Source organism: Paenibacillus sp. FW507-14B1B (assembly GCF_058781425.1).
In genome coordinates, this window is record NZ_JBYSWS010000002.1 from 777,750 (window position 1) to 801,426 (window position 23,677).

The 23,677-nt window shown below is 41.2% G+C and carries 16 protein-coding genes and 1 riboswitch; all 16 genes read right to left on the reverse strand.

What is annotated here, in order from left to right:
- Positions 1-12 precede the first annotated feature (12 nt).
- The 16 genes from AC3WJJ_RS11925 to AC3WJJ_RS12000 all read right to left on the reverse strand — a co-directional run bounded on the left by AC3WJJ_RS11925 (position 13) and on the right by AC3WJJ_RS12000 (position 23,481).
- On the reverse strand, positions 13-816 hold the full coding sequence (locus AC3WJJ_RS11925; RefSeq protein ID WP_492540777.1) for an acyltransferase domain-containing protein: 804 nt from the start codon (positions 814-816) through the stop codon (positions 13-15).
- A gap of 17 nt (positions 817-833) precedes the next feature.
- Positions 834-2,030, reverse strand: coding sequence for a Gfo/Idh/MocA family protein (locus tag AC3WJJ_RS11930; RefSeq protein WP_492540779.1), 1,197 nt, complete (start codon positions 2,028-2,030; stop codon positions 834-836).
- A 255-nt stretch (positions 2,031-2,285) separates the two neighbouring features.
- On the reverse strand, positions 2,286-3,944 hold the full coding sequence (locus AC3WJJ_RS11935; protein ID WP_492540781.1) for an extracellular solute-binding protein: 1,659 nt from the start codon (positions 3,942-3,944) through the stop codon (positions 2,286-2,288).
- Between the two features lie 26 nt (positions 3,945-3,970).
- Positions 3,971-4,867: a carbohydrate ABC transporter permease gene (locus AC3WJJ_RS11940; RefSeq protein WP_492540783.1), complete on the reverse strand. Its 897-nt coding sequence runs from the start codon at positions 4,865-4,867 to the stop codon at positions 3,971-3,973.
- 10 nt (positions 4,868-4,877) lie between these two features.
- Positions 4,878-5,849, reverse strand: coding sequence for an ABC transporter permease (locus tag AC3WJJ_RS11945; RefSeq protein WP_492540785.1), 972 nt, complete (start codon positions 5,847-5,849; stop codon positions 4,878-4,880).
- Positions 5,850-6,155: 306 nt separating this feature from the next.
- Complete coding sequence (locus tag AC3WJJ_RS11950) at positions 6,156-8,456, reverse strand: helix-turn-helix domain-containing protein (protein WP_492540787.1); 2,301 nt, start codon at positions 8,454-8,456, stop codon at positions 6,156-6,158.
- Between the two features lie 183 nt (positions 8,457-8,639).
- Positions 8,640-9,650, reverse strand: coding sequence for an AI-2E family transporter (locus tag AC3WJJ_RS11955; RefSeq protein ID WP_492540789.1), 1,011 nt, complete (start codon positions 9,648-9,650; stop codon positions 8,640-8,642).
- A 94-nt stretch (positions 9,651-9,744) separates the two neighbouring features.
- Positions 9,745-10,473, reverse strand: a complete 729-nt coding sequence (locus AC3WJJ_RS11960; RefSeq protein WP_492540791.1) for an ECF transporter S component — start codon at positions 10,471-10,473, stop codon at positions 9,745-9,747.
- A complete protein-coding gene (locus AC3WJJ_RS11965; protein WP_492540793.1) occupies positions 10,455-12,128 on the reverse strand; it encodes an ABC transporter ATP-binding protein in 1,674 nt (557 codons plus the stop codon). Before AC3WJJ_RS11965 ends, AC3WJJ_RS11960 begins: the two co-directional genes overlap by 19 nt.
- Complete coding sequence (locus AC3WJJ_RS11970) at positions 12,101-12,991, reverse strand: energy-coupling factor transporter transmembrane component T (protein WP_492540795.1); 891 nt, start codon at positions 12,989-12,991, stop codon at positions 12,101-12,103. Before AC3WJJ_RS11970 ends, AC3WJJ_RS11965 begins: the two co-directional genes overlap by 28 nt.
- The gene (locus AC3WJJ_RS11975; RefSeq protein WP_492540797.1) at positions 12,991-14,025 is read right to left on the reverse strand and encodes a DUF4430 domain-containing protein; all 1,035 of its coding nucleotides are present in this window, start codon (positions 14,023-14,025) and stop codon (positions 12,991-12,993) included. The genes AC3WJJ_RS11970 and AC3WJJ_RS11975 overlap by 1 nt, the downstream gene beginning before the upstream one ends.
- A gap of 80 nt (positions 14,026-14,105) precedes the next feature.
- A complete protein-coding gene (locus tag AC3WJJ_RS11980) occupies positions 14,106-18,659 on the reverse strand; it encodes an S-layer homology domain-containing protein (RefSeq protein ID WP_492540799.1) in 4,554 nt (1,517 codons plus the stop codon).
- 146 nt (positions 18,660-18,805) lie between these two features.
- A riboswitch (cobalamin riboswitch) is annotated at positions 18,806-19,005 on the reverse strand.
- Between the two features lie 81 nt (positions 19,006-19,086).
- The gene (locus AC3WJJ_RS11985) at positions 19,087-20,010 is read right to left on the reverse strand and encodes a phosphotransferase (RefSeq protein ID WP_492540801.1); all 924 of its coding nucleotides are present in this window, start codon (positions 20,008-20,010) and stop codon (positions 19,087-19,089) included.
- A 188-nt stretch (positions 20,011-20,198) separates the two neighbouring features.
- Complete coding sequence (locus tag AC3WJJ_RS11990) at positions 20,199-21,032, reverse strand: carbohydrate ABC transporter permease (RefSeq protein WP_492540803.1); 834 nt, start codon at positions 21,030-21,032, stop codon at positions 20,199-20,201.
- Between the two features lie 56 nt (positions 21,033-21,088).
- A complete protein-coding gene (locus tag AC3WJJ_RS11995) occupies positions 21,089-21,979 on the reverse strand; it encodes a carbohydrate ABC transporter permease (protein ID WP_492540804.1) in 891 nt (296 codons plus the stop codon).
- Positions 21,980-22,074: 95 nt separating this feature from the next.
- Positions 22,075-23,481, reverse strand: a complete 1,407-nt coding sequence (locus AC3WJJ_RS12000) for an ABC transporter substrate-binding protein (RefSeq protein WP_492540806.1) — start codon at positions 23,479-23,481, stop codon at positions 22,075-22,077.
- Positions 23,482-23,677: the final 196 nt, after the last annotated feature.

Below are 23,677 nucleotides of genomic sequence, written 5' to 3' on the forward strand. Positions count from 1 at the left end.
TCGTGACTCCTCTCATACTTTGATGCCCAAACCGCTACCAAGCTTGTTGCCAGCGATCAGAAAGGCTTTCGCTCTGCGCTGCAAACTTGTACGTTCCTCATATGAAGACGGATCGGAACATACGCTAATAAATATTCGCTGCTCAGCTTCTCTTGAGTTAGGATCGACCTCATAAATATGAAATTCACGCTGAAATTGAATGATGTTGGAATCTCTAGGCAACACCTCATCTAATTGAGGATACAGTAGCCAACTATGACATATAAAAACAGGATTGATTCCTCTGAAAAACGCCTTTGCCCTCTCGAACGACTCCTTCGTTCTGTTAGGATCCAGTGGCTCTCCTTCTGGAATATGAACATTTAGCACCACTTGATTTTTATAGATCATTCGACCATGTAGCTCGATGTCCCGATCAAATGCAGCGGGCTGGAACTGTAATCTTCCAAGTCTGAACAAACGGAGCTGGACATGCTCTTGCAACCAGCTGTACTCCTGAATTCCATACTCATCATAATCACGTTTACAAGTTGAACACCATACCTGAATATCGGAGAAAGTATCGAAATAGACTTCATCATCGATACCTCTGATCTGATATTCCTCATGGGCGTCCACCGCAAACCTTACGAATAAATATAAGAATAATGCCCGGTATTCAGATACTTGCTTTACTCTTTCGAAGAAAGAGAAGCGATTGTTATGGAAGTGCTGTTTGTAACTTTGGTATTCCTGTTCATCCATGTCATATCCATATACAACTTCTTGGGCTGGAGGGGAGAGCTTGATCCCCTCGCAGAATGGTTTCAGTTCCACAGCACCAATCTCCTTTGTTAGCGGCGAGTCATCCACTTTCCATTCGTGAAGTCAGGGATCGCCACAGGGTGTCCACCCATCGCAATGGAGTCCTCAGACAACGTTGAGATACACATCCAGGAAGCCATATCATACACATCCAGCGGGGTTTGCGTACCTTTCTTCACACTTTCGAAGAAGTCAGCGAATACGAGCCAATCCATACCGCCATGGCCACCCTTCACGCCTTCTTCAAGGAATTTCTTCCAAATCGGATGCTCATATTTCTCTCTGTATTCGTCAGCATTGCCCCAGTTCTTATTCCAAGCCGAATGATGATCATGCTCTTTATCAATAAAGATTGAATGGTTATCTTCTGTATACATGCCCTTAGTGCCTCTTACCGTAAATCCTCTTGAGTAATATCTTGGGAGTGTAGTATCCAGCGTTATGGTAATCGTCTCACCATGTGCACATTTTATAACTGTAGTCACAATATCTCCTTGCATGAAATCTACATCAGCTAACCCACTATCGTGACTCTTTTCATTCTTTAAGTATTCTTTCATACCTTTAGCTTTAGAAGCCATTGAGACAAGGGAAACCATTCGGTTACCACGGTTGATATTAAGAACTTGAGCAATCGGTCCAATTTCATGCGTCGGATAATTCTCACAGTTACGATTGATATAATTATCCAAACGATAATGACGGTTCTCATAACCGTAGGCAATCTCATCTCTCAAGTCATGCTGGTATCCGCCCGCGCAATGTACAATATCACCAAATATTCCCTGCTTAACCATATTCAGAACCATGAGTTCATCTCGACCATAACAGCAATTCTCCATGATCATCACAGGTACTTTAGTTCTCTCATAAGCTTCTACTAATCTCCAACACTCCTGAACTGAATATGCGCCACCTACTTCACTAGCTACATATTTACCCGCTTCCATGGCTGCAACAGCAATGTCAATATGATCTGCCCATGAAGCCCCGATAATTACGGCATCAATTTCCTCAATAGCAAGTACTTCCGTATAATCATTCGTTACAACAGGTCTCTTGCCCCGCTTCTCTTCTACTTTATCTGCTGCTTTGTTCTGTCGATCTTCATATCGATCGCATACCGCAACAACCTCTACATCTGACATGTTAAGAATAATATGACCTAATAGTCCCATTCCCCGTGCGCCTAACCCGATCATCCCAATCTTCACATTGTCCTTCATATTGTTTAATCCTCCTATTGATAGCGCTTTCCCAAGGGCGTTTCAACCACTTAACCTAACCATCCCAAATGACGGCAAAGAGCGAGTTATCCTCGCTCTTTATGACGTCACAGACAAGACAAACGCCTTAGTACTATCCATATTGAAAACGCTATAATGATTTATTTGATGATATAATAGATCATAATTATGATTTTATCAATCATTATTTCGTGTTTTTTTGTCATATGTTTGCCGAATTATGATACTGTTCTATTATTTACTTGCATCATACGCCTTTTGATAAATCTCTAAATAACGATCAATTTGCAGTGGTTTGAAACCATTAAGATAACTGTCCCAATCTTTATCGATATTTTTAGATCCCGTCACAAACTGTACGATGTTTTCTTCAATATACTTATTGATATTAATTTTGAGTAAAGCAACTTCCTCTGCTTCTTTCGGATCGACCCAAGCCGCAGAAGCGTTAAATTGTTCTTTTGGTTCAAACCCATCATATTTTAACGTCGCATTATACAATCTTCTTTCATACCCTTGTGGTGACAATTCATCCGTTGAAGTCCCCATTACATCTCTAAACGCTCTCGTTTGTAGCAATGGTCCTCTCTCGCCCCAGCCATAGTAAACTTTATCTTCTTCTTTCTGGTTCGGGTCACTTGGGATTTTCGCATACTTTGCCGGTTTACCATTCAAGTCAATATCCTCTGGTCCACCTTTCTTCCAACTGACCCCTTCCTTACCGTAAGTTGCAGTCAGCGCACCCTCTTCGGAGTAAAAGAAATCAGCCAACTTAATTAATGCTTCAGCTTTTTCACCTTTGGCTTTATCTGTAATTGCGAATGCAAAGTTATTCACTGAGCCGTAATTGGATGGAGTAAATTGAACACCATCAGGTCCCTCTAATGGAGGAACAACATCATATTTTTTGGAGTGCTCCGATTTTAGATCTACAAATACAGCCGGGTGAAGCGCAGAAGCTGCTCCTAAGATCGAATCACCTTCAGGAGTACCTATTTGCTTTAATGCTTCTGTATTTTGTGTGAACGCTCCCTGATCGATAAGACCCTCATTGTAAAGAGAATTGATGTATTTCAATCCTTCTTTCCACCCTTCCTGCATTGGACCAAGAGATAGCTTGCCGTCATCTACATTAATATAATCGAGACCATTATTCGGAATAAATGCATTCATTAAGAACATCGTCGGATTATTTCCAAGCTCTCTTGTCTCACCGCTGAGTGGGATTTCATCCTTTTTACCATTACCATTCGGATCACCATTCTTAAATGCTTTCAATACTGCTTTAAATTCTTCCGTTGTAGTCGGCATTTCTAAGCCTAGTTTATCGAGCCACTCTTTATTAATCCACATCTTCCCGTATCTGGAACAGTGGTAACATTCACCCAGCAAAGGTAACCCGTAAATATTACCATCTGGTGCAGTGATTCCTTTTTCTAAGTATGAAACATCATTCATTGCTTTTTGTATGTTTGGTGCGTTTTCTTTGATGAGGTCGTTCAGAGGCAGGAAGATACCTTCTTGTCCATATTTCTGAGCTTCCACTTTGGAAATATTATCAATCCAAGTCACTAGCCAGTAAGCATCCGGATAGTCTCCACTTGCGAGGGAAAGCTGGCGTTTTTCCTTGGCAGCATCTTGATTCGCAAATTCCCATTTAATTTTGATATTAAGCTTCTCTTCAATCATTTTGGTGAACTCATTCTCATTGAAATCGCCGTCACTTGTGAATTTAGGCGTAAAGATGGATACTTCGATTGGAGCATTGGCTCCATCCGTATTACCACTGTCGCTAATTTTAGGTGGTTCATTCTTTGAAGGTACACAAGCTGTTAACATAAGTGAGAATACGAAAAACAGTATAGCCCCCTTGGATAATAACCTCTTTTTCATTGACCTCATCCCTTTCAATCATCTATTTATCCCTTAATAGAACCAATCAACATCCCTTTTACAAAGTGCTTTTGCACGAACGGATACAATACTAACACCGGTAAGCTAGAGACAACGATAAGTGAATATTTCATAAGTTCCTTGAGTCCTTGCAGCTTTAGAACCTCTTCAATGTTCCCCCCAGACTCCACATTCAATATTAGAATACTTCTTAAGATGATTTGCAGAGGGAACAATTCTTCTGACTTCAGATAGATTAAGGCATCAAAATACATATTCCATTTCATGACTGCGTACATCAACACGAGTACAGCTAAAATCGGCTTGGATAAAGGCAGTACAACCTTCCAGAAAAATTTGGTTTCACTACAACCATCCATTTCACTTGCTTCAGATAATTCATCTGGAATCGTAGATTGAAAAAATGTCCGAGCAATAATAACCTGAAAAACGGCAAGTGCTTGTGGGAGTAACAATGCCCATATCGTATCTATCATGTTTAAGTTCTTAACTACGAGATACAGAGGGATAAGCCCTCCATCAAAGATCATTGTAAATACGAGCAAAACCATAATGAAACTACGCCCGTAAAACGTCTTTTTTGATAAAGGATAGGCCAGCAAGATCGTAATCGTTACACTGATGAAGGTACCAACAACGGTGTAAAACAGTGAATTCGAGAAACCTTGAATAATCTGAGAGTTGTTGAAAATAGCCTTATACCCATCTAAAGTTGGTTCTACAGGAAACAACCAGACCCGTCCGGAAACAACCGCCGACGCGCTGCTAAATGAAGCGCTTACAATATAGACAAGTGGATAAAGCACGGCTATTAATACGAGAATTAGGAACGTGTAGATTGCTCCTATAAAAAGGCGATCACCCACGGATTCATTAATTCTTGTTATCGTTTTAGTATTCATACCTCTCCACCTACCATAAACTTGATGACGAGAATTTTTTAGATAAAGCATTTGCAGAAATTATTAAAATAAAGTTGACAATGGAGTTAAATAATCCAACAGCTGCGGCAAAGCTAAAGTTCGCTCCGAGTAGGCCTACTTTGTATACGTATGTGGCAATAACTTCTGAGGCGTTGATATTAAGTGGGTTCTGCAGGAGATAGATCTTCTCGAATCCGAGAGCCATGATTGAGCCAATATTAAGAATCAAGACCACGATAATAACGGGAAGTATCCCCGGAATATCAACATTTGCAATCTTCTGGAAACGACTCGCTCCATCAACTTTAGCCGCTTCATACAATTGTGGATCTACCCCTGCTAGCGCAGCCAGATATATGATCGTTGCATATCCAGTATTCTGCCACACGTCAGACCACACGAAAATTGATTTGAAGTGAGAAGGAATTCCCATAAAATTGATAGGCTCGATTCCGAATAGACCAAGAATATTATTAATGAGCCCTGAATTCGGGGATAAGAACAAAATAATGATCGACACCATTATGACTGTAGAAATGAAATATGGAGCATAGGTTATAGTTTGTACCATTTTTTTGAAACGAGCATTTCTCACTTCATTTAATGATAGAGCTAGAATGATTGGACAAATAAAGCCGATGATTAAACCGTACACACTCAGTAAGAGTGTATTTTTTAATAACAAGCTAAAGTTTGGCCCTTCAAAGAAATATTTGAAATACTTCAGCCCTACCCATTCACTGCCCATAATACCTTTGGTTACGCTGTAATCCTTAAATGCAATTACAACACCTGCCATCGGTACATATTTGAATATGATCAGAAAGGCTAAAGGAATCAGAACGAAGATATATAATTGCCAATGTTTCTTTACTAATCTCCGTCTCGTTCGTGTTGTCTTTAGATTCTTGGCTATATCCAGGCTATCTGATCCAATCTTATGAAGTGTGCCTCCTTGCATGTAACCCCCTCCAATCCAATATTCCAGTCCTTAACATGCCTCAGCGCTGAGCCAATCGATTGACTGTTGGGGTTATCATATTAAATGGAAAGCGGTTAGGAAAGATGCATTTTCTCGTACAACGTACACGCTAAAAACCGCTCTACAATAAGGTTTTTTATCATTTTAATTATGGGAGCGTACAATAAAATCTCACCGTACATTTTTGGAAGCGTTATCATAATTTTAGTGATGATTCGTCCTAACCCGAAGAGACTGTTTAAAAGTCATTCCATTTGTCTTTATAAGTCAGTCTCTTCAATAGATTTATTTTCTTACATCTTGCATCATTTTTTTGTAATCGGATGGAGAAGCCCCTGTATTCCGCTTAAAGGCCCGCCTGAAAGAATGTCCACTATTATACCCAGACATCGTTGCGATGTCCTCGATAGACTCGTCCGTTTGAATCAATTTCGACTTTGCATAGTTTAGCCTTACCTCCTCTAGATAATCCGACAAATTCATTCCGACATGTTCCTTAAATAACGAGGTCGCCATTTTCTCCGAAATGCCAGCGGACTCTGTAATATTAATGATCGATAAATTCGGATCATTAAAGTTTTGTTTTACCGCTTCTTTCATTTTGAGAATTACTTGCTGGCCACCAGCTACCTTCTTCTCATGTATTTTCATTGTTAAATCGATAAAAATATGTTTAAAGCGATCTAATTCCTGATATATATCCTGATTCTTGATGTTCATCTCTTTAATACGAGTCAAAATATCATCGACTAATACTTGATTGATTTGTATATTTTTTGAGAACATTCTCATAATGGTATGATTTAAGGATGCTAACAGCTGACTTCCTCTTTGTTTATTTAGTACTCGTAACTTTACATTCTCCTCAAGTATTTTATCGAACAGCTCCTTAACCTCATCGACTTCTCCATTGGTTACAGCATTGATCAGGCGTAGCTCTAATTCAATTGGATAATAACACTCCATCTGTCCTTCCTGAAACGTATTCACATATTTATAATAGGACATCGGCTGGTCCATCGATGGAACAAATGGCAAACTCAGCTTCGCCTCTTCATAAGCTTGGTGGATATGTAAAATCTGATCGAAGTACTGGCCTAGACCAACATTGACTTTCAAACTATATTTCTCTGCCATACGCTGGATCATAAGACCAATGGCCGTATCGACCTTAGTTTGCTCCTCTTGGGATGGATTGTTCGAATAAGACATTATAAATAAAACCTGATCTACACCATTATTACAGCACAGAATCTCTCCGTTGAAGACATCCATTAATTCATTCTGAATAAGTAATTGGGCAACATTCATCTCATCAAGCATTTCTTTATCCATGTCACTTAACAAATGAATAATCTGTACGATACCGACATTACCAAATTGACCCTGAATAGATAAATCAGCTTGTTCAATTAAAGCTCTCGCTTCTTTGGAAGAACTTATCTCCCCCGCAATCAACTTTCGTATGATTGTGTCCTTTAGAATTGGAAGCTGACTTTGAATTTGTTCCTTCAACTCATCATTCTTGGCTAGAATATCTTCAACACTGCTATGTACAAAATCATAAGGGTTTTTGACTTTTTCGGTTTGAGGAAAATGCATAATTCCTAACAAACGATTCAATGGAATACTGTTCTTATAGGAGAAAAGGAAGGCAATTGATAGTCCGACGAAGAGTGTAAACATTGCTATAACCATGTTGATCGTCCGAATGTACTGTACATCTTCTGATAATTTTTCTTTTGATATGGCAGCTACATATGTCCAATGCGTGTTGTTCGACTTGGATTCAAGCAGCATGTATTTCTCATTATTGTTCTTGAATTTATATTTGTTACTCGACTCATCAAAATAAACCAATTCTTTATCAAGATTGTCATTAAAAATGATATTTCCTATATCATCATAAACCATCGTAAACCCATCATACTGAGATGAAACCTGATGCAATAATGAAGAAATCTCCTGTTCATCAATCATAACCACGACATTAGCTTTGGGACTTTGTTTCGAAAGAAATGGGATGGACTGTACGTAAGTAATGATGGATTCATCATTATTTCCTTGGGTGACTCGACTTGCTGGGAAATACTGACGGGATAGATACCGTTTATTGAATTTTTTATTCCATTCCTCGTAACTAAGTCCTTCGTAACTATTCATCTTATAGAAATCTTTCGGCCGTAGAAAAGATGAATCCGGCGTGACAAGAATATCAATATTATTAAAGTAAATATAAAAGTCCTCGAAAAAGTGATTCGTATACCAATAAGGACGAATACTATTCAGAACCTTATAAATATCGTATGTAATTTCTGGGTCCGATGGCTTTCGGTACATTAATTGGTTAATGTCCTGATTCTTAGACATTTGATATACAAAGTTCTCGACTTCTTCATTTCTTTTATCGATCATACGACTTGTTTCTGTCATTAAGCTCTGACTATATTTCGTTGCTTGATCCGTAATTCGATAAACACTAATCTGATATACGATTAAGTTAGAAATGAGAGGTATAACAAGAATCAAAAGATAGGATAGTAGAAACTTTCTGAAGATTTGAATTTTCTCAAGATACTTAAACAATTCAGAATCATCCCTTCCTATCTAAATTCCCATAAATATACTGGTCAGTATATCAAAATTATAGAAACTTGAGAAGAAAGCATGAAGCAAACATCTATGGTACAACTTCTGAACAATTCTACAATATTTTCAAAATAAAAAAACGCGCCTGTAAAGGCGCGTCTAATCATTTAATGAATAAAGTTATTCAGTTTGTTCTACATCCAATACATCCAGCAGGAACATGAAGATAGGAATTCCGATAATAAGTCCCCAGATTCCTAAATAATGCTGAGAGAAAATAAGGACGATAAATGTATAGAACATCGGTAATTTTGTTTTTGACGCGTACAACCTTGGATTGAGGAAGTATGTTTCCAGCGCATGAACGATCAAGATCATTATAACAGTCCAGAATACCAAGGTGATTCCGCCAATCTGATATCCAATGATCCCAATCGGGATGAAGGATATGATAACACCAGCCACGGGAATAAGACTCAGCAGAAAGACCATAATCGTGAGCGCGAACAAATACGGGAATCCGAAGATCCAGAGTCCTCCAATCGTAAGCACGGTATTAAACACGGCGATTAGAAGCTGAACCTCAATTACTTTTCCAAAGGATGAAGTGAATTTCTGGCCAAAATAGTGGAACTCTTTATAAGCCCAGCTTATTTTGCTATACCGAAATTTTTCTGTGAATTGTACGACTTTCTTCTTTTGGATGAGATAGAAAAAGCTCAGTAGGATAACGAACAGAATGATCTCCAGCCATTTCCCTAGCTTCATTATATAATCGACTACACTTCCTAAATACTTCTGGAAATCCAACTTCTCCAGCGCAGCTGCCGTCATCTTAACAAACTCATCTTGCTGGGAAGAACTAGACGTGTTAATAAATCGGGTGATGCTATTAAACATATCTACCACCTGATTCACGATCTTAGGCACATAGTTTATAAGCCCGAATACCAGAGAAGTTACCAGCAAAACGTATAAGAGAATGTTAACTATCAAAGGCGAAATAGGAAATAGACGGTTAAGCTTTCTTGTAACGAATCCTTCTAGACGCCCCATAACAAATGTAACTAGAAATAATAAAAGTAATAAATTTAGCATATGCCGCAAACTATACAGCAACAAGAGAACTAGCAGCAGAAATAGTATTCTTTTTACAACGGATTGGGCAAAAAATGACTTCAAAAATTCCATAGGCTTCCCTCTTTTTGTATTTATGTCTATCCTATGATTATAGGTTACTCGCCATTCGTAAGCCAGAAATAAAATTTTGCGAAAAATACCCAATCTAAAAATCGATAAGTCCGTACTTCATTTTGACCCGATCAATCTTCTCAATCATAGGTTTTGAAATCATATAGAGGAACGTAACCGTAGCGATGGCATGCACGATATCAAACCAAAAACCTGATATATATGTCGCAAGCAAGGCTTCCCATGAAAACTCAGATGTGAACATCAGGACAGATCCTATATTTATAATTCCCCCATAAATGATTAACGTAGATAATCCTCCGAATATGCAAAGCGAGAACTTCGTCTTTCTTAGCAACCCCTTCTTAAATAGAAGACCTGCCACAAAACCAATGATACCGAAGCAGAACATTTGCCACGGTGTCCACGGTCCTTGTCCAAAGAAAAAATTAGACACAAATCCCGTCATGGCTCCTACAAGAAAACCCGCTTCCGCTCCTAGCGTCACACCAGATATAATGACGATTGCAACGACCGGTTTAAACTGTGGCAGCATAAAGAATGCACTCCTTCCTGCTACGGCAATAGCGACAAGCACACCGATCACGATTAATTCTCTGGCCTGAGGCTTGCGGTTCTCAAACACCATAGCAAATGGAAGCATGGTATACAAAATAATTAATAGGCTAATAAAATAGTATTTCCTATCATCTAATAGAAATACACCCATCAAGATTGTTGCGGGAATTATAATGAGAATCATGACTGCTGCAAGATTCCGCCGGCGACGATATCGCTGATTCTCTAAATGCTGTGAAGGCATCTTTCTATCACATCCTTAGTCGTTACACTATCATTCCATATGTGCCTCACCATACGATTTGCTGCCGTCGTGTAGAAGCTGTTACCTGCAAAGAATTTTCTTGTTGTGTTGCTCGTAATTAGACTCCCATCAAAAAACATCGCGCACCACTCCCCATGCTCCGCACAAAACTCAATGTCATGCGAAACCATCACTATGGTGATACCCTTGGCATTCAGCTGTTTCAAAAATGCAGCGAGCTTGTCTTTGAAGAAAGCATCCAGCCCTTTGGTTGGCTCATCAAGCAACAATATTTGGGGCTCCAATAATAATACCTTCGCTAGTGCAGCACGCTGCTGTTCTCCTCCGCTGAGATCGTACGGATGCATGGCCAGTAACGGTTCAAGCTCTGCGAACATAATCATGGCTTTTACTTTTTCCGTTTTTTCAGCTTGAGTTAGTTTCGTATGGGATAACACTTCATATAAATCCTGCTCTACAGTCTTTTTCACGAATAAGGATTGTGGATTCTGGGGCAACACTCCTATATTGTTCGTGAAGAGTTCCTTGCTGCTCATCTTTGCTGGATTCTTCCCACCGATCAAAACCTTCCCCCGATACGGCTTCCGAAGTCCGCTTATAAGGGATAACGTTGAGGTTTTCCCCGTTCCATTACCGCCCACGATGCAGTAGAACTGCCCCTCTCTCACCTCTAAAGACAAGCCCTTGATGATATCGACTCCATGTTTCTCGTATTTAAACCATACATCTTTAAGCTTGATGACTATATTGTCTTGCAAAACAGCGTACTCATCCTTAGGGGGAAGTGAAGTGGCTATTTGATTATGTAGATATGCATCGACCCATTGACGTCCTTCTTTTACTGTAATGGGGCAAGGTAAATCATCATTTCCTACTGCGGCATAGATTCTCGTTGGAGATGGCATAGCCATGAACATATGATGATTCATCCTGCGTAAGGTCTCACAAGCTTGTTGCGGTGGAGCATCTGCAATGATTGTCCCTTCCTCCATCACAATAAGTCGATCCGAGATCGGGAGGACTTCCTCTAGGCGATGCTCTGTAATGATGACTGTAGTTCCCAGCTCTCGATTAATCTTCTTCACCGTTTCTAAAAAATCTGCAGCTGCGATGGGGTCCAGTTGTGAGGTTGGCTCATCCAGAATGAGAACGGAAGGATGCATAGCCATAATAGAAGCTAAATTCAGAAGTTGCTTCTGACCGCCGGAGAGCTCTGATACATTTTTATGAAACCATGTTTGAATCCCGAAGAAACTAGCCATCTCAGCTACACGCAACCTTATGGTGTTGGAGTCATAACCTAAACTCTCTAATCCAAATGCAAGCTCGTGCCATACCTTATCCGTCACAATCTGATTGTCAGGACTCTGGAGCACAAATCCGATCTCTGCAGACTGCGTGCGGTGATCGATTGTTTCGAGAGACTGCCCGTCAAAATAGATAGCGCCTTCCCTTGACCCGTGTGGCGTAAGCACTGTTTTGAGATGTCTAAGCAGCGTGCTCTTGCCGCAACCAGACTTCCCGCATATGGTAATAAACGCTCCTCTTGTGATAGATAGACTGATATGTGATAGTGCTGGGGTGTCTTTTTCAGGAAAGGTAAATCCTAAATCTTCGATTCGATATATTTCCATTTCATTGCCTCCATCATATTAATGATCACAGGAACCGTACATAACAGGAAAAAGGAAATATACACGAGCACACTATACACGGTTATCTCCATCATTTTAATCGAAGGAAAATAACGTATCGTATTCTCGCCCCTAAATGCACCTAGAAGAACTATAACGGTTAGTCCAATTAGGAGAGAGAGTACAACCTTATCCCTTGAATCAAAACGAAAGATCGAAAAACTTGTTCGATTAGGCAGTCCATACCCTCTGGACTTCATCGAATCCGAGGTTTCAATCGCATTTTCCAGTGCCCAGGTGGTCATAATCGAGAGAATGGTAATTCCATGTTTGGCTCTTGAGAGCAAACTCCCTTGCGAAACGTCCCTCCCAATGCATTGTTGAGCATTCGAGATCACCTTTAATTGTGTTAAATAGCGGGGGACGAAACGCAGGACCATCGAGAAGATTAAGGATAGTGCGGGTAGTATTCTCCCAAAAATATATATAAATTTATCAGATGTCATGACAGAGTTATAACAGGAGAACCACATCATTACCGTCACGAACATACAAGCTGCGGCCACACCGAACAGAATAGATTCAAGCGTAATCGGATTGCCGTTTTTCAGATAAAATAAGATCGTAACACCCTCATGATTAAAAGCCGGATTCAATACGGCCATGAACAAGAGGAGCGGGAGCATGTAGAGTAGATTGAATTTTATTGCCTTCCTGCCGTTGAGGAGAATGGAATAGATCGCAGCACTGAGTAGTGCAATGGCTTGAAGAATCGGATGCATAAAAATCATGCTGAATGTCAGAATGACGACAAAGTAGTAAAAATTCACGAAGGGATGAAACGTCGAAAAGGAATCTTTCATTATTTCTGTCCTCCTGCGGCTGTTCCTCCACCAACATCCCGTCCTAAATCACAGGTATACACCCACTCGACAACATCGCCGTCTTTCAGCATATAACGACTGCTACCATAGTTCGGAAACCAGCCATTCACCTTGTACATCCATCCACTGAGTTCTCCACAGTCAAATTCATATATATTATGAATCCCTTCAATATAATTGCTGTTGTAGATTGGGGTCATCGAAAATTCCATGTGGATCTTATTCTTTTTCATTTCTCTTAATAAGACATCAAACACGGACTCCCCTTCATAAAAGGTTACTTTTTGAGCTTTATATATCACCCCGTCGGCAGGCAATACCTCAAGTTTATCCTTATTGAATTTATCCATATTGTCTAATATCGTTCGGCTAGTTACGGACAAGGTGATCATTAATGGCTTAGCCGTGTTGACCTCTGTATCCTGCCACTCTACGGGCTTTGGCTTCCCTTCTGGAACAGGATCAGTCAGAAATTTATCCTTGTTAGGCTTAGTAGTCGGTTCTTTGATATCCGGTTTGGTTGGTTCTGATTTGGGCTTGTCTTTATCCTGGACTTTCGTTGTAGAGTCGTTAGCCTTGTCTGTGGATGTGCTTGATTTAGGTGGTTCCGTGTTCTTCTCTACTGTATCCACAGGCTTCTTCACTGCTGGCTTCTCTTCTGCATTATCTGATGGTTTGACTGATTCTGTAGACTGGTCTGACTTAGACTTCTCCTCAGGCTCCGACTCTTTAGAGTCCGCTGGGTCTTTGGAGTCTCCTTGCTCTTTCTTTACTTCCGATTCGAGCTTAGAATCATGTTTGTCAGTGATGACCGGTGGCTTAGTTTGCTTATCTTCTTCTTCAAGCGGAGTGATTTCAGTAGTCTGAGAGGATGCCACTTCGTCTGCAACAGGCACTTTAGAGCTGCTGTCCTCAAGGCTGATCGGACTTTTCTGTACATCCCCACCCCAAAAGAATGCGATAGCCAAAATACCAAGGATCACAATCGCAGCTATCCATTTTTTCTTGTTCATATGCTTGTTCCCACCTTAAATAACGAAGCAAGGGTATATACGCTACCCTTGCTTAGCTCTGCAATTTACAATTTTAGTATTTATTTAACATCTGTCAGATCATAGAGACGGTTCTGTCCATTTATAAATCGCTCATACGCAACCAGAGCATAAAACGCCTGATCGGTAGCCATAAGATCCACTTCACCTGGCTTAGCCCCACCATTTCCTGTACCCCCAGATTTCACATGATAGAAACCTCCAGTTGGCGCAGCAAAACTCAATAAAGCTTCAACAGGAGAGTGTCCATTCTTAATAAAACGGGCATCCGTGTGTGGGTTAATTCCTATGCTGGTTAAGCCTACAATTACCTGTGCTATGCTCTCAGAATTAGTAGAGCTCCAGCTTGAGAAACCTCCGTCAGCAGTCTGTGTCTTGGACAACCATGCAACACCGCGGTCCACAGCCGCCTTCACTTTTGGATTTGAACTGTAATATGGCGCAAGAGCTTGAAGTACCATCCCTGTAACATCTGGGTCAGAGACATCAGGACGTTCTCCGAGTGCCCAACCACCGCTGCTAAGCTCACGATTCAGAATATAACCGATCAGATTCTCTCTAGTCGTCTGTGTCTTTACTTCTTTAACAACGGGTATTTCATAGTTCTTACTATCTAATGCAATAAGAGCGAAGATTGGCCCATTAATGCCTTGTTTGATAAGCGTTTCATAATCGGCAAGCGGCTTGATTAAGTCATAACCCGCGACATTATCAATCTTCTTCCCCATGGCAGTTAAAGCAAGGATGACTCTGTCATATTCCGTATATTTGACGCTATGAAGCTTACCTGACTTTTCCTTCAGGATCTTCTCTACATTGGCATAGTATCGAGCATAGTAAGCATCTGGTACGGATACACCTGAACGAGCCAGTCCAAACACAGTCCAATCTCCACCAACACTAGCTATGACCGGATCCTTAACTTCTTTCTGCAAATATGAGGCTGTTTCTCGGATCTTTTTCTTTACTTCTTGATGAACAGCGTCGCTAGTATTCGTATCTTCTTCTTTACCATTATCTTTATAATCATATGCCTTCACAGCAACGACCGCTGCCATCTCTCTTGTTACGGCGTCTTTTGGCTTGAATTGATTACCACTACCAAGCATCAACTCTAGAGCAACAATCGTTTCAACATCCGTTCTAGCCCACTTCGATACGGAATTGATATCTTTAATAATTGCGGACGGCTTCGTAGGTTCTAGTCCGAGTGCTCTTACAACCGTTGCTGCCATTTGCTCCCTAGTTATGATATCGCTTGGATTAAAGTTATTATTAAACCCAGCCACTAATCCTTCTTTATAAGCTGCATTCACATAAGGATAGTACCAATCATTCAGAGAGACATCTTTAAAGGTGATGCCTTTGCTTGTGTTTAGATCTAACCCTAGAACAGAAACCAATATCTTGGTGAACTCCGCTCTCGTGATTGCAGATTTCGGCTTAAACTTCCCTTGATTACCTTGAATAAATCCGTGCTCTGTTGCCTCGCCTACCGCACTGTATGCCCATGACGAAATGGTACTGGCATCGCTATAGACATCTTTCAAATCCACAGGCTTAACTACTGCGGACTTCGAAGTCGTATAGGTAACGAAGGTTGTCAGATGATTAGCTCTTATATACAGGTCGTTATTCTTAACAAAGGCAAAAGCTTTCTTCTCGGTGCTATTTACAGCCTGCTTTCCATGCTCCTCCGTGTCATAAATCTCAATTGCTGAGAATTTGTTATTCTCAACAAAGCCTGGAAGCTGTCCTTTGCCACCTTGAACGATGAATGTCAGCGGCTTATCGAACAAAGCTTGGTTTGACTTATTGCCCATAACAAAAGCATGGTGAATCTGATCAAGCTGATCATTTACTTTGATACTGCCTTTAATCAACTCTCGTAATTGTGTATCTTGACTATTGATTGCTGTAAAGAGCTCGAGTTTGCGATCACCTGACTTGAAAAGGGTGCCCTTCTCAATGATTGCTGAAATTTTCCCCTTAACCACCTTAACTGCAGGTATTGCATTCTTCACTTCGTCCAAATTCAGGAATACTCGATGTTTAACGTCCGGAATGTTAATGGTAATCTGATCTTTTTGGTTCAGCGCTTGTGTGATGTTTATGGTATAGTCCGCTGAAATATCCTTCGGAACTTGGATAACCGGGGTCTTATCATTCGAATCAACCACGATACCTGGAGCAACCGATGTCGATCCTCCTGAGGTACCTTCCCACTTACCAGGGTCTTCTCCTAAGTCTGCTCCTAAGTTCGTCGTGTAGCGCCACTGAAGACGATCACCATCACTTAAGGTGTAACTGCTCGCTCCGTAGCTTGGAAACGAACCGTTAACACTGTACATCCAGCCACTACCGCTTCCGTGATCAAATTCTCCATCACCAGCAATGGACTTTACATATACACTTCCATATTGCTCGGGCCAGTCATAGGAATAACTTATATTCCGCTTGTCCAGTTCTCTCTTCAACACACTCCAAGCCGTGTCACCAGACTGAATCTCAACGGTTACAGCTGAAATTACATTTCCTTTGTTAATCGAAAGTTTATCTACAGACAAGGTCACATATTGTGTAGGCTTCGGTGTCGTACCGCCCCCGTTACCTGGCGTTTCAATTACACTTGTTGTGTAAGCGACAAAGTCTGTAAAATGTTTCGTTTTGACGATTAAGTCTTTTCCGCTATCATAGGCATATTCTTTCTTCCCACTGCTCAACCCTTGCTCATCGCCTGAGTACTTCGAAATTGCGTGGGCTGATCCGTCTTGGATATAGGCAACCTCTTTCCCGCTCATTCCCTTGAAGGTTAAGGTAATGAAGGAGCTGAATTCGATCTTACCCTTACCACCCATTGTGAATGCCTGAACAATCTCATCCAGCTTATGTTCCTCTGGAATAATTGGTTTGATCTGATCTTTTAAAGCAGAATCCGTCTTATGGATTGAAGTTAATAACTCCAATGCTGAAGCGTCGCCCGTTGTGACCTGAGTGCCTTTCGGAATTACGACAGATACATTACCCTTTGAAGCCTCTAATTTTGGAAGGCTGCTATTAGAAGGTAGTTGCGTACTAACCTTTGAATTCTTATCCGCTGGGATGGTTACCGTGATTTCTTTACTGCTATCTTCTGGCTTGATAGGAACGATATAATTATTATTATCGTTCGGAATAGCAACTGCTGGCTGATCACCAGATGGCAATGTCACTACTAAATCTTTTGGAAACTCAGGTTGTTCTGGAAGTTCTGGTTGTTCAGATTGAACATCAGTCATGTCATAGAGACGGTTCTGACCGTTCTTGAATCTATCGTAGGCTACTAGAGCGTAGGTCGCTTGATCCGTAGCCATACTCATTACAACGCCATTTTTCGAATATTTAAAGCCACCATCCGGTACTGCAAATGTCAATAAGGCATCTAACGGAGTGTTTCCATCCTTAATGAATCGCAAATCCGTCTGAGGATCGATACCAAGACCTGTTAACGCTACTATAACCTGCGCTACACTAGCACTATTGGCAGTCCCCCAACTCTTATAACCTCCATCACTTGTCTGAACTGAGGATAACCATGCAATAGCCCGATCGACTGCTTCTTTTACCTTTGTATTGGATTCATAATAAGGGGTTAGCCCTTGGATCGCCATCGCAGTATAATCTGGGTCTGAATTCCACCCACCACTAGCAATCTCTTTATCTAAAAGATTCTGTATAAATTTCTCCCTTGTCGCTTGGATTCCATCTCCTGTTAAATTAGGCATTTCAGAGCGATTACTATCCAACGCGATAAGAGCAAAACTAGTCGCATTTATCCCCTGTTTTATAACAAATTCATAATCTGCTAGTGCACTGCTTACATCGTATGAAGCAACATTCGTATTGTCTTTACCTATGGAGTTTAAAGCCAAAATCAATCTTGAGTTCTCAGTACTATAGTCTTTATGCAACTTACCATTATTTTCAAGTAACTTCTTTTCAACACTAGATACCACATTGTTGTAATACTTCTCGTAGTAGTCATCAGGTACTGGATAGTTAGCTCGTGCTAGCGCTAGAATCGACCACTCGTTCACAAAAACCGGATTTTTAACGGTGTTAAGAATATAAGCAAGGCTCTTATTCATTTGTTCTTTAGCTAGTAGTACAGTGTCTATCTTCTTGGTGATCGTAAATCTTTCCTCTGTCTCATTCCCTGCGCCATCGATAGCCGTTACGGTTACACGATTCGTACCATCCTGTAGAGTAACTCCGTACTCCTCGTTCACCGCAGTAATGACGTCATCATTCACTGCGACTTCCGGAATAATGTCTGTGTACACGTTATCTGTTACTGTAACTTTGAAGCTTATTTCACTAGATGATACTGTCTGTTTATCTTGTATCCCATCTATCGTAATCCTCGGAGGTTCTGTATCTTCCTTGGGTTCTGTATCTACTGCTTCAATCGGATCATTGTTAACAGTAGTAAGCTCTTCTATTGGAGCAACGGAAGTGTCAGCTTCATCCGCGTAGGATACCGTCATCCCGTTCGTGAACATTGTCATTACAATGCTTATGATCAGCAGCCATGCGATTAATTTATTTTTTCTCATCTCAATCCATCATCCTTCCAATTCATCTTTCGCTCTACTTCGAATAACACAAAAAGACCTCTCAACTTGAATCGTTAAGAGGTCTAATAGATTACACAGCTATATTCAGCCAGCACTAATAAACACCTTCCTATCCATCGTAGAGTTGTGGTGTGACAAAACAGGCAGGTATTCTGGCTCAAGTATCAACATCCTAGCAGCCTTCCCAGTTTCCCAGTGGCATTGTTGCAAGGACTCCTCTTATACAGCGGCGGGACCGCGTGGGATTCTCACCCACTTCCCTTTTAACCAATCATGAGATGGAATGTTCCATTCCACAATTGACACCTGTTTCGCATGTTCCATATTTGATTGTTATATTTTTCATTCTAATTAATATATCACTTTTTACCAAGGAAAATATTTTTCTTTTGTTGAAATAATATACTTATTCTTCACACTCCACGTAACTCGCCGCGTACCAGCTAGGTATATGCTTCTGAAATCCACCGTACCAACTCATCACTTCGGAAGCTCTTTTGAGCATAAAATCAACTTCTTCTTGTCCAAAAGGAATGGCCCAATGAACCGAAGAAAGCTGGTTACTTGCCAAATACAGAGCCATCAATCTAAAAAAGGTATCAGGTACATCATGATTAAAATAACCATTAATACGCCCCGAAGCGAAATACTCACTCACACTTGCATCAAAAGAAATACGATTAAACTCCTCCCATGGGTCTCCATAATCAAACCGATTAAAATCAATGATTCCAAGCTCTCCAGAGGATGTAACGACCATATTTCCTATGTGATAATCTCCGTGCTGAAAAACTTTAGGCCGATCATCTAATAGATAGCGGTTCTGTTCCACGTAACGCATGATCGTCTGATCTCCCTCTATATGAATGCCGCAATTGTTATAATTCGTTATGTATTTATCGATTTTGCGATTATAGTATTCTGACCATGTCTGTTCATCATGATTGGCGTGGACTTGGTGGATTCGTCTTAAATACTCACCTGCCTTCACACCGATAAGATACTGCTCCTTCGCACTCAGCAGAGGGATAACTTCACCAGCATCCTCTCCTTCCATCCAAGTGAGTAAAGAAAAGACGGATTTACCGTTATTGCATAGCCCAAATTCAATAGGCCGAGACATGGATACATCAATGCCATCCAGCAGCTTCATCGATTCGAACTCGAACTGCTTCTTCTCGTATTGAGAGATATCAGACATTCGAAGCAGCATTTCCGAACCGTCTGTCGCCTGGATGTAGTATTTCTTGTCTGTTGACCAGCCCTTATGGATCTCCTCTACAATCTTCCATGTTTCTGCACTCGGTATTCCCGTAAATACCTCATCCATGATGTGTACCTCCCACTTAGGATAAATCACTAATCACTATCATTAGATATGCATTGTAAAAAAGCAACTCCTAATCTACTCATCAATTAAGTGAGCTGCGGCATAAAAAACCACGTCCGGGATGGACATGGTTAAATATTTTTCAATTGTACACTATCTATTTTCTAATCATAGAACTTCCTCGCATTCTACCCTTTCGTCCCGCCTTGTAACCCAAATCCTTTGGACATAAACTGCTGTGAGAGTATATACAGGATAATCGCAGGTATGGCGTACAGTACCGAAAATGCAGCCAAACTTCCATAGTCGACCATGCCATATTGTCCAAAGAACTGATACAGCTTTAAAGACGCCGGGAATTTCTCTGGTGACTGGAGCAGGATATAGGGCACAAAGAAATTACCCCAGCTTCCCGAAAAGGTGAAGATTGCAACCGTACAAATGCCTGGCACCATTAAAGGTGCCACTACTTTACGCATTCCGGTGAAGATTGAAGCCCCGTCAACCCAAGCAGCCTCTTCTAGATCATTCGGTACGGAATCCATAAAGTTCTTCATCATCCATATTCCATATGGCATGGACGATGCGACATAGAATAAAATAACGCCAAAAATACTATCGTACAGCTTCAAACCGAGAAACAATTGATAGACAGGGACCATTACAGCTGTGATCGGTAAGGATGTCATGAACAAGATCGTCAGCATAAACGGCTTCTTATACTTCATCTGATAACGAGATAATGGATATGCCGCAAGCAGCGACAGTAACACGACAAGTACGGCTTGGCCGAGGGACATAAATAGACCAATGAGGTAAGCACGCTGATTCTCGCTACTGGTGATCACCTCAATATAATTAGAACCGGTTATTTGCTCCGGGAGTTTCAAGGACTGCATCGCATTGGCATCTACGGATGCCACTAGAACCCATAGAAGAGGCAGTATGAAGCAGATCCCGATCATGGTAAGTATCGTATACGGCATGATTCGATAGACTACTTTGCGTTGTTTGGCATTCATATGAATTCTCCTCAAAGTTTGGTGATCAATGCTTCGGAAGTATTCTGCGTCAGCCCTTACTCTTTCATCGATCGAATATAGAGTAGGCTGAGGACAATACCAATGAACAGCAGTAACAATGAAATTGCAGTTCCATAACCCAGCTGATAATTAACGAAAGCCTGATTGTACATAAAAATAGGCAATGTCGTTGTCGACGTACCCGGCCCACCGCCAGTCATTGCATAGATCAGTCCAAATACCCCTAGCGTTTGCAGTGTAACCAGCATCATGTTCGTTGTAATGGTGCCCTTAATATAAGGAACAATGATTCTCGTAAATATTTTCCACTTGGATGCTCCATCGACAACAGCCGCTTCCTCAATCTCATTCGGGACGTCATCAAGAGCCGCCTGAAATACAAGCATCGAGAACGCTGTACCGTGCCAAATGTTCGCCAGAATGATCGTGAGCATTGGAACGGTGAATAGCCAAGTGACCTCTGAGAATCCGAAGAAGGTAATAATCGCATTAAGTGTGCCCTCGTCCCCAAAGAAGCTGTATAAACATAAGGCACATACGATTTCTGGTGTAACCCAACCCGCTAACACGATGGTCCCAATAACTCTTCTAAACGTTTTATTTTTATGCTTCATGAGAAGAGCGATGAGAAACCCAAGCACTTGTTGTCCAATCACAGCCGAACCGATTAGGAATATTAATGTGTTCCATATACTCACTCTAACCGTCGGATCTTCAAACATACGGACATAGTTGTCAAACCCGATAAACTTCAGTTCCTTCGCCGCTTCCCCCGTTAACGCAAGATTCGTAAAGGAATAGAAGAACGTTAACAAGATGGGATATATAAAAAACACCAGCATAATCGCAATCGAAGGAAGTAAGAAAAAGAGCCACGTATAGGTTGTTCTCTTCTTATTAAAATCTTGAACCGCAAGACTGCTCATGTACGTTCTCCTCCCGCTTGCTGAAGATCTGAATAAGTGCTTGCGTAGGACTCAATTCCGTGAAGGAAAGGAACTGCCTACGCAAGCTTTTGCTGTTATTTTTCCATCACACGATCGCCACCAGCTATTCTCGTTACATCCTGAGCATATTTATTCATCGCATCCACAGGAGACGTTCCCGTAGCTACGGACTCCACCATGGTCTGTATTTGTGTTGACACTTCAGGATATTTCTCCTGAGCAGGCCGGAATTCAGCATTCTTCAAATACTCCGTGGCAATCTCGTTAAACGGCATCTTGGTGTACTCCGGGTCTTTTGCCACGTCTGCACGAACCGTTATGTTACCAGAGGCAATGACAAGCTTCTGTGTATTCTCTTTGTTAAGTGCATATTTAATGAAATTCCATGCTTCTTCTTTATGCTTCGAATTGCTTGGAATGGATAAAGCCCAACCTCCAGCAAGCGTGATCGATCCCGGTGCCTGACCTTTATTTGTCGGCATCGGTGCGAACCCGAGTACGTCTTTATATTCCGGCCAAGGTGCGGCTCCCCCTGCAAAATAATTGCCTGTAATCCACGATCCATCCAGTGAAATCGCAAGCTTACCTTGCGGTAAATACTCCCGAGTCGCCGTATTTCCTGCTTGACCGTTCAATACTTTAGATAGCGGTGGACCAAGTTTCTCCTTGTTAATGGTCTCGATAAAGGTGAGTGCATCCGTGATTCCCTGACTCTTAATGATCCATTTCCCACTAGCGTCATCATAAAGTCTCTCCCCTGTTCCATAGAGAAGCATTTCATACGTCTGCATGGAAGTCGCTTCGCCTGTTGCCTTTCCCATGTTCATCCAGATCGGAACGACATCCGGTTCTTTCTCTTTAATGGTTCTTGCTGCACTTAAGACGTCATCCCACGACTTCGGTTGCCAATCTTCTGGAAGCCCGGCTTGTTTAAAAATCTCTTTGTTATACCACAGACCTCTGGAATCCGTATTGTAAGGTACGCCATATACCTTTCCATCACTTGCCGTTACGCCTTTTTTCATCGCTTCAATAAAAGAACCGTTCGTCCAGTCTTCCCATCCCTTCAGCTGCTCATCAAGCGGCTCTAGGAACCCTGCACTTGCGTCTGAGTTCAAAATAAACGTATCCTCCGTCACAATGTCCGGTGCAGTATCTTTCGATTTCAGCGCCAAGGCGACTTTTGCAAAATAATCCCCCTCTGAGGCTTGAATAGGGGCTGGTTTAACCTCAACATTTTTATCTGGATAGCTCGCAGCCACTTCCTTAATCCATTTATATAACGTTCCATTCTCACCGACTCCGTCATCTCGAAAGGTGATGTTAATGGTTGTCTTCGGGGTTTCTGTACCTTTAACCTCCCCTTTCCCTGGGTCACCGGAATCAGCTGGTTTATTCGTGTTGCTGGTACAACCAAATAGCATCGACACACATAAGACTGTAATGGCAAACACAATAAATTCCCTCTTCCTTACCTTCATTCTTCACCCTCCTTTTGGATGCTACGAATCGCTTTCAGGTTGAAATGTATGCGCTTACTTTCGGTATTACTAAACATACTTTTGAAGCGGGACATTTATTCTCACTTTATAGGGACCAATACTTTCTTCTCGTTAACGAATGATGCACAAAAAAACGCAGCCGTTACGGATGCGCCTAAATAGGTATCCAAACATT

Bases quoted from the DNA above. Each gene is read 5' to 3' on its own strand.
- AC3WJJ_RS11995 (WP_492540804.1), bottom strand. From the start codon at position 21,979: ATGAGCAGTCTTGCGGTTCAAGATTTTAATAAGAAGAGAACAACCTAT.
- AC3WJJ_RS12000 (WP_492540806.1), bottom strand. From the start codon at position 23,481: ATGAAGGTAAGGAAGAGGGAATTTATTGTGTTTGCCATTACAGTCTTA.
- AC3WJJ_RS11985 (WP_492540801.1), bottom strand. From the start codon at position 20,010: ATGGATGAGGTATTTACGGGAATACCGAGTGCAGAAACATGGAAGATT.
- AC3WJJ_RS11935 (WP_492540781.1), bottom strand. From the start codon at position 3,944: ATGAAAAAGAGGTTATTATCCAAGGGGGCTATACTGTTTTTCGTATTC.
- AC3WJJ_RS11955 (WP_492540789.1), bottom strand. From the start codon at position 9,650: ATGGAATTTTTGAAGTCATTTTTTGCCCAATCCGTTGTAAAAAGAATA.
- AC3WJJ_RS11940 (WP_492540783.1), bottom strand. From the start codon at position 4,867: ATGAATACTAAAACGATAACAAGAATTAATGAATCCGTGGGTGATCGC.
- AC3WJJ_RS11930 (WP_492540779.1), bottom strand. From the start codon at position 2,030: ATGAAGGACAATGTGAAGATTGGGATGATCGGGTTAGGCGCACGGGGA.
- AC3WJJ_RS11975 (WP_492540797.1), bottom strand. From the start codon at position 14,025: ATGAACAAGAAAAAATGGATAGCTGCGATTGTGATCCTTGGTATTTTG.
- AC3WJJ_RS11945 (WP_492540785.1), bottom strand. From the start codon at position 5,849: ATGCAAGGAGGCACACTTCATAAGATTGGATCAGATAGCCTGGATATA.
- AC3WJJ_RS11970 (WP_492540795.1), bottom strand. From the start codon at position 12,991: ATGAAAGATTCCTTTTCGACGTTTCATCCCTTCGTGAATTTTTACTAC.
- AC3WJJ_RS11960 (WP_492540791.1), bottom strand. From the start codon at position 10,473: ATGCCTTCACAGCATTTAGAGAATCAGCGATATCGTCGCCGGCGGAAT.
- AC3WJJ_RS11990 (WP_492540803.1), bottom strand. From the start codon at position 21,032: ATGAATGCCAAACAACGCAAAGTAGTCTATCGAATCATGCCGTATACG.
- AC3WJJ_RS11965 (WP_492540793.1), bottom strand. From the start codon at position 12,128: ATGGAAATATATCGAATCGAAGATTTAGGATTTACCTTTCCTGAAAAA.
- AC3WJJ_RS11980 (WP_492540799.1), bottom strand. From the start codon at position 18,659: ATGAGAAAAAATAAATTAATCGCATGGCTGCTGATCATAAGCATTGTA.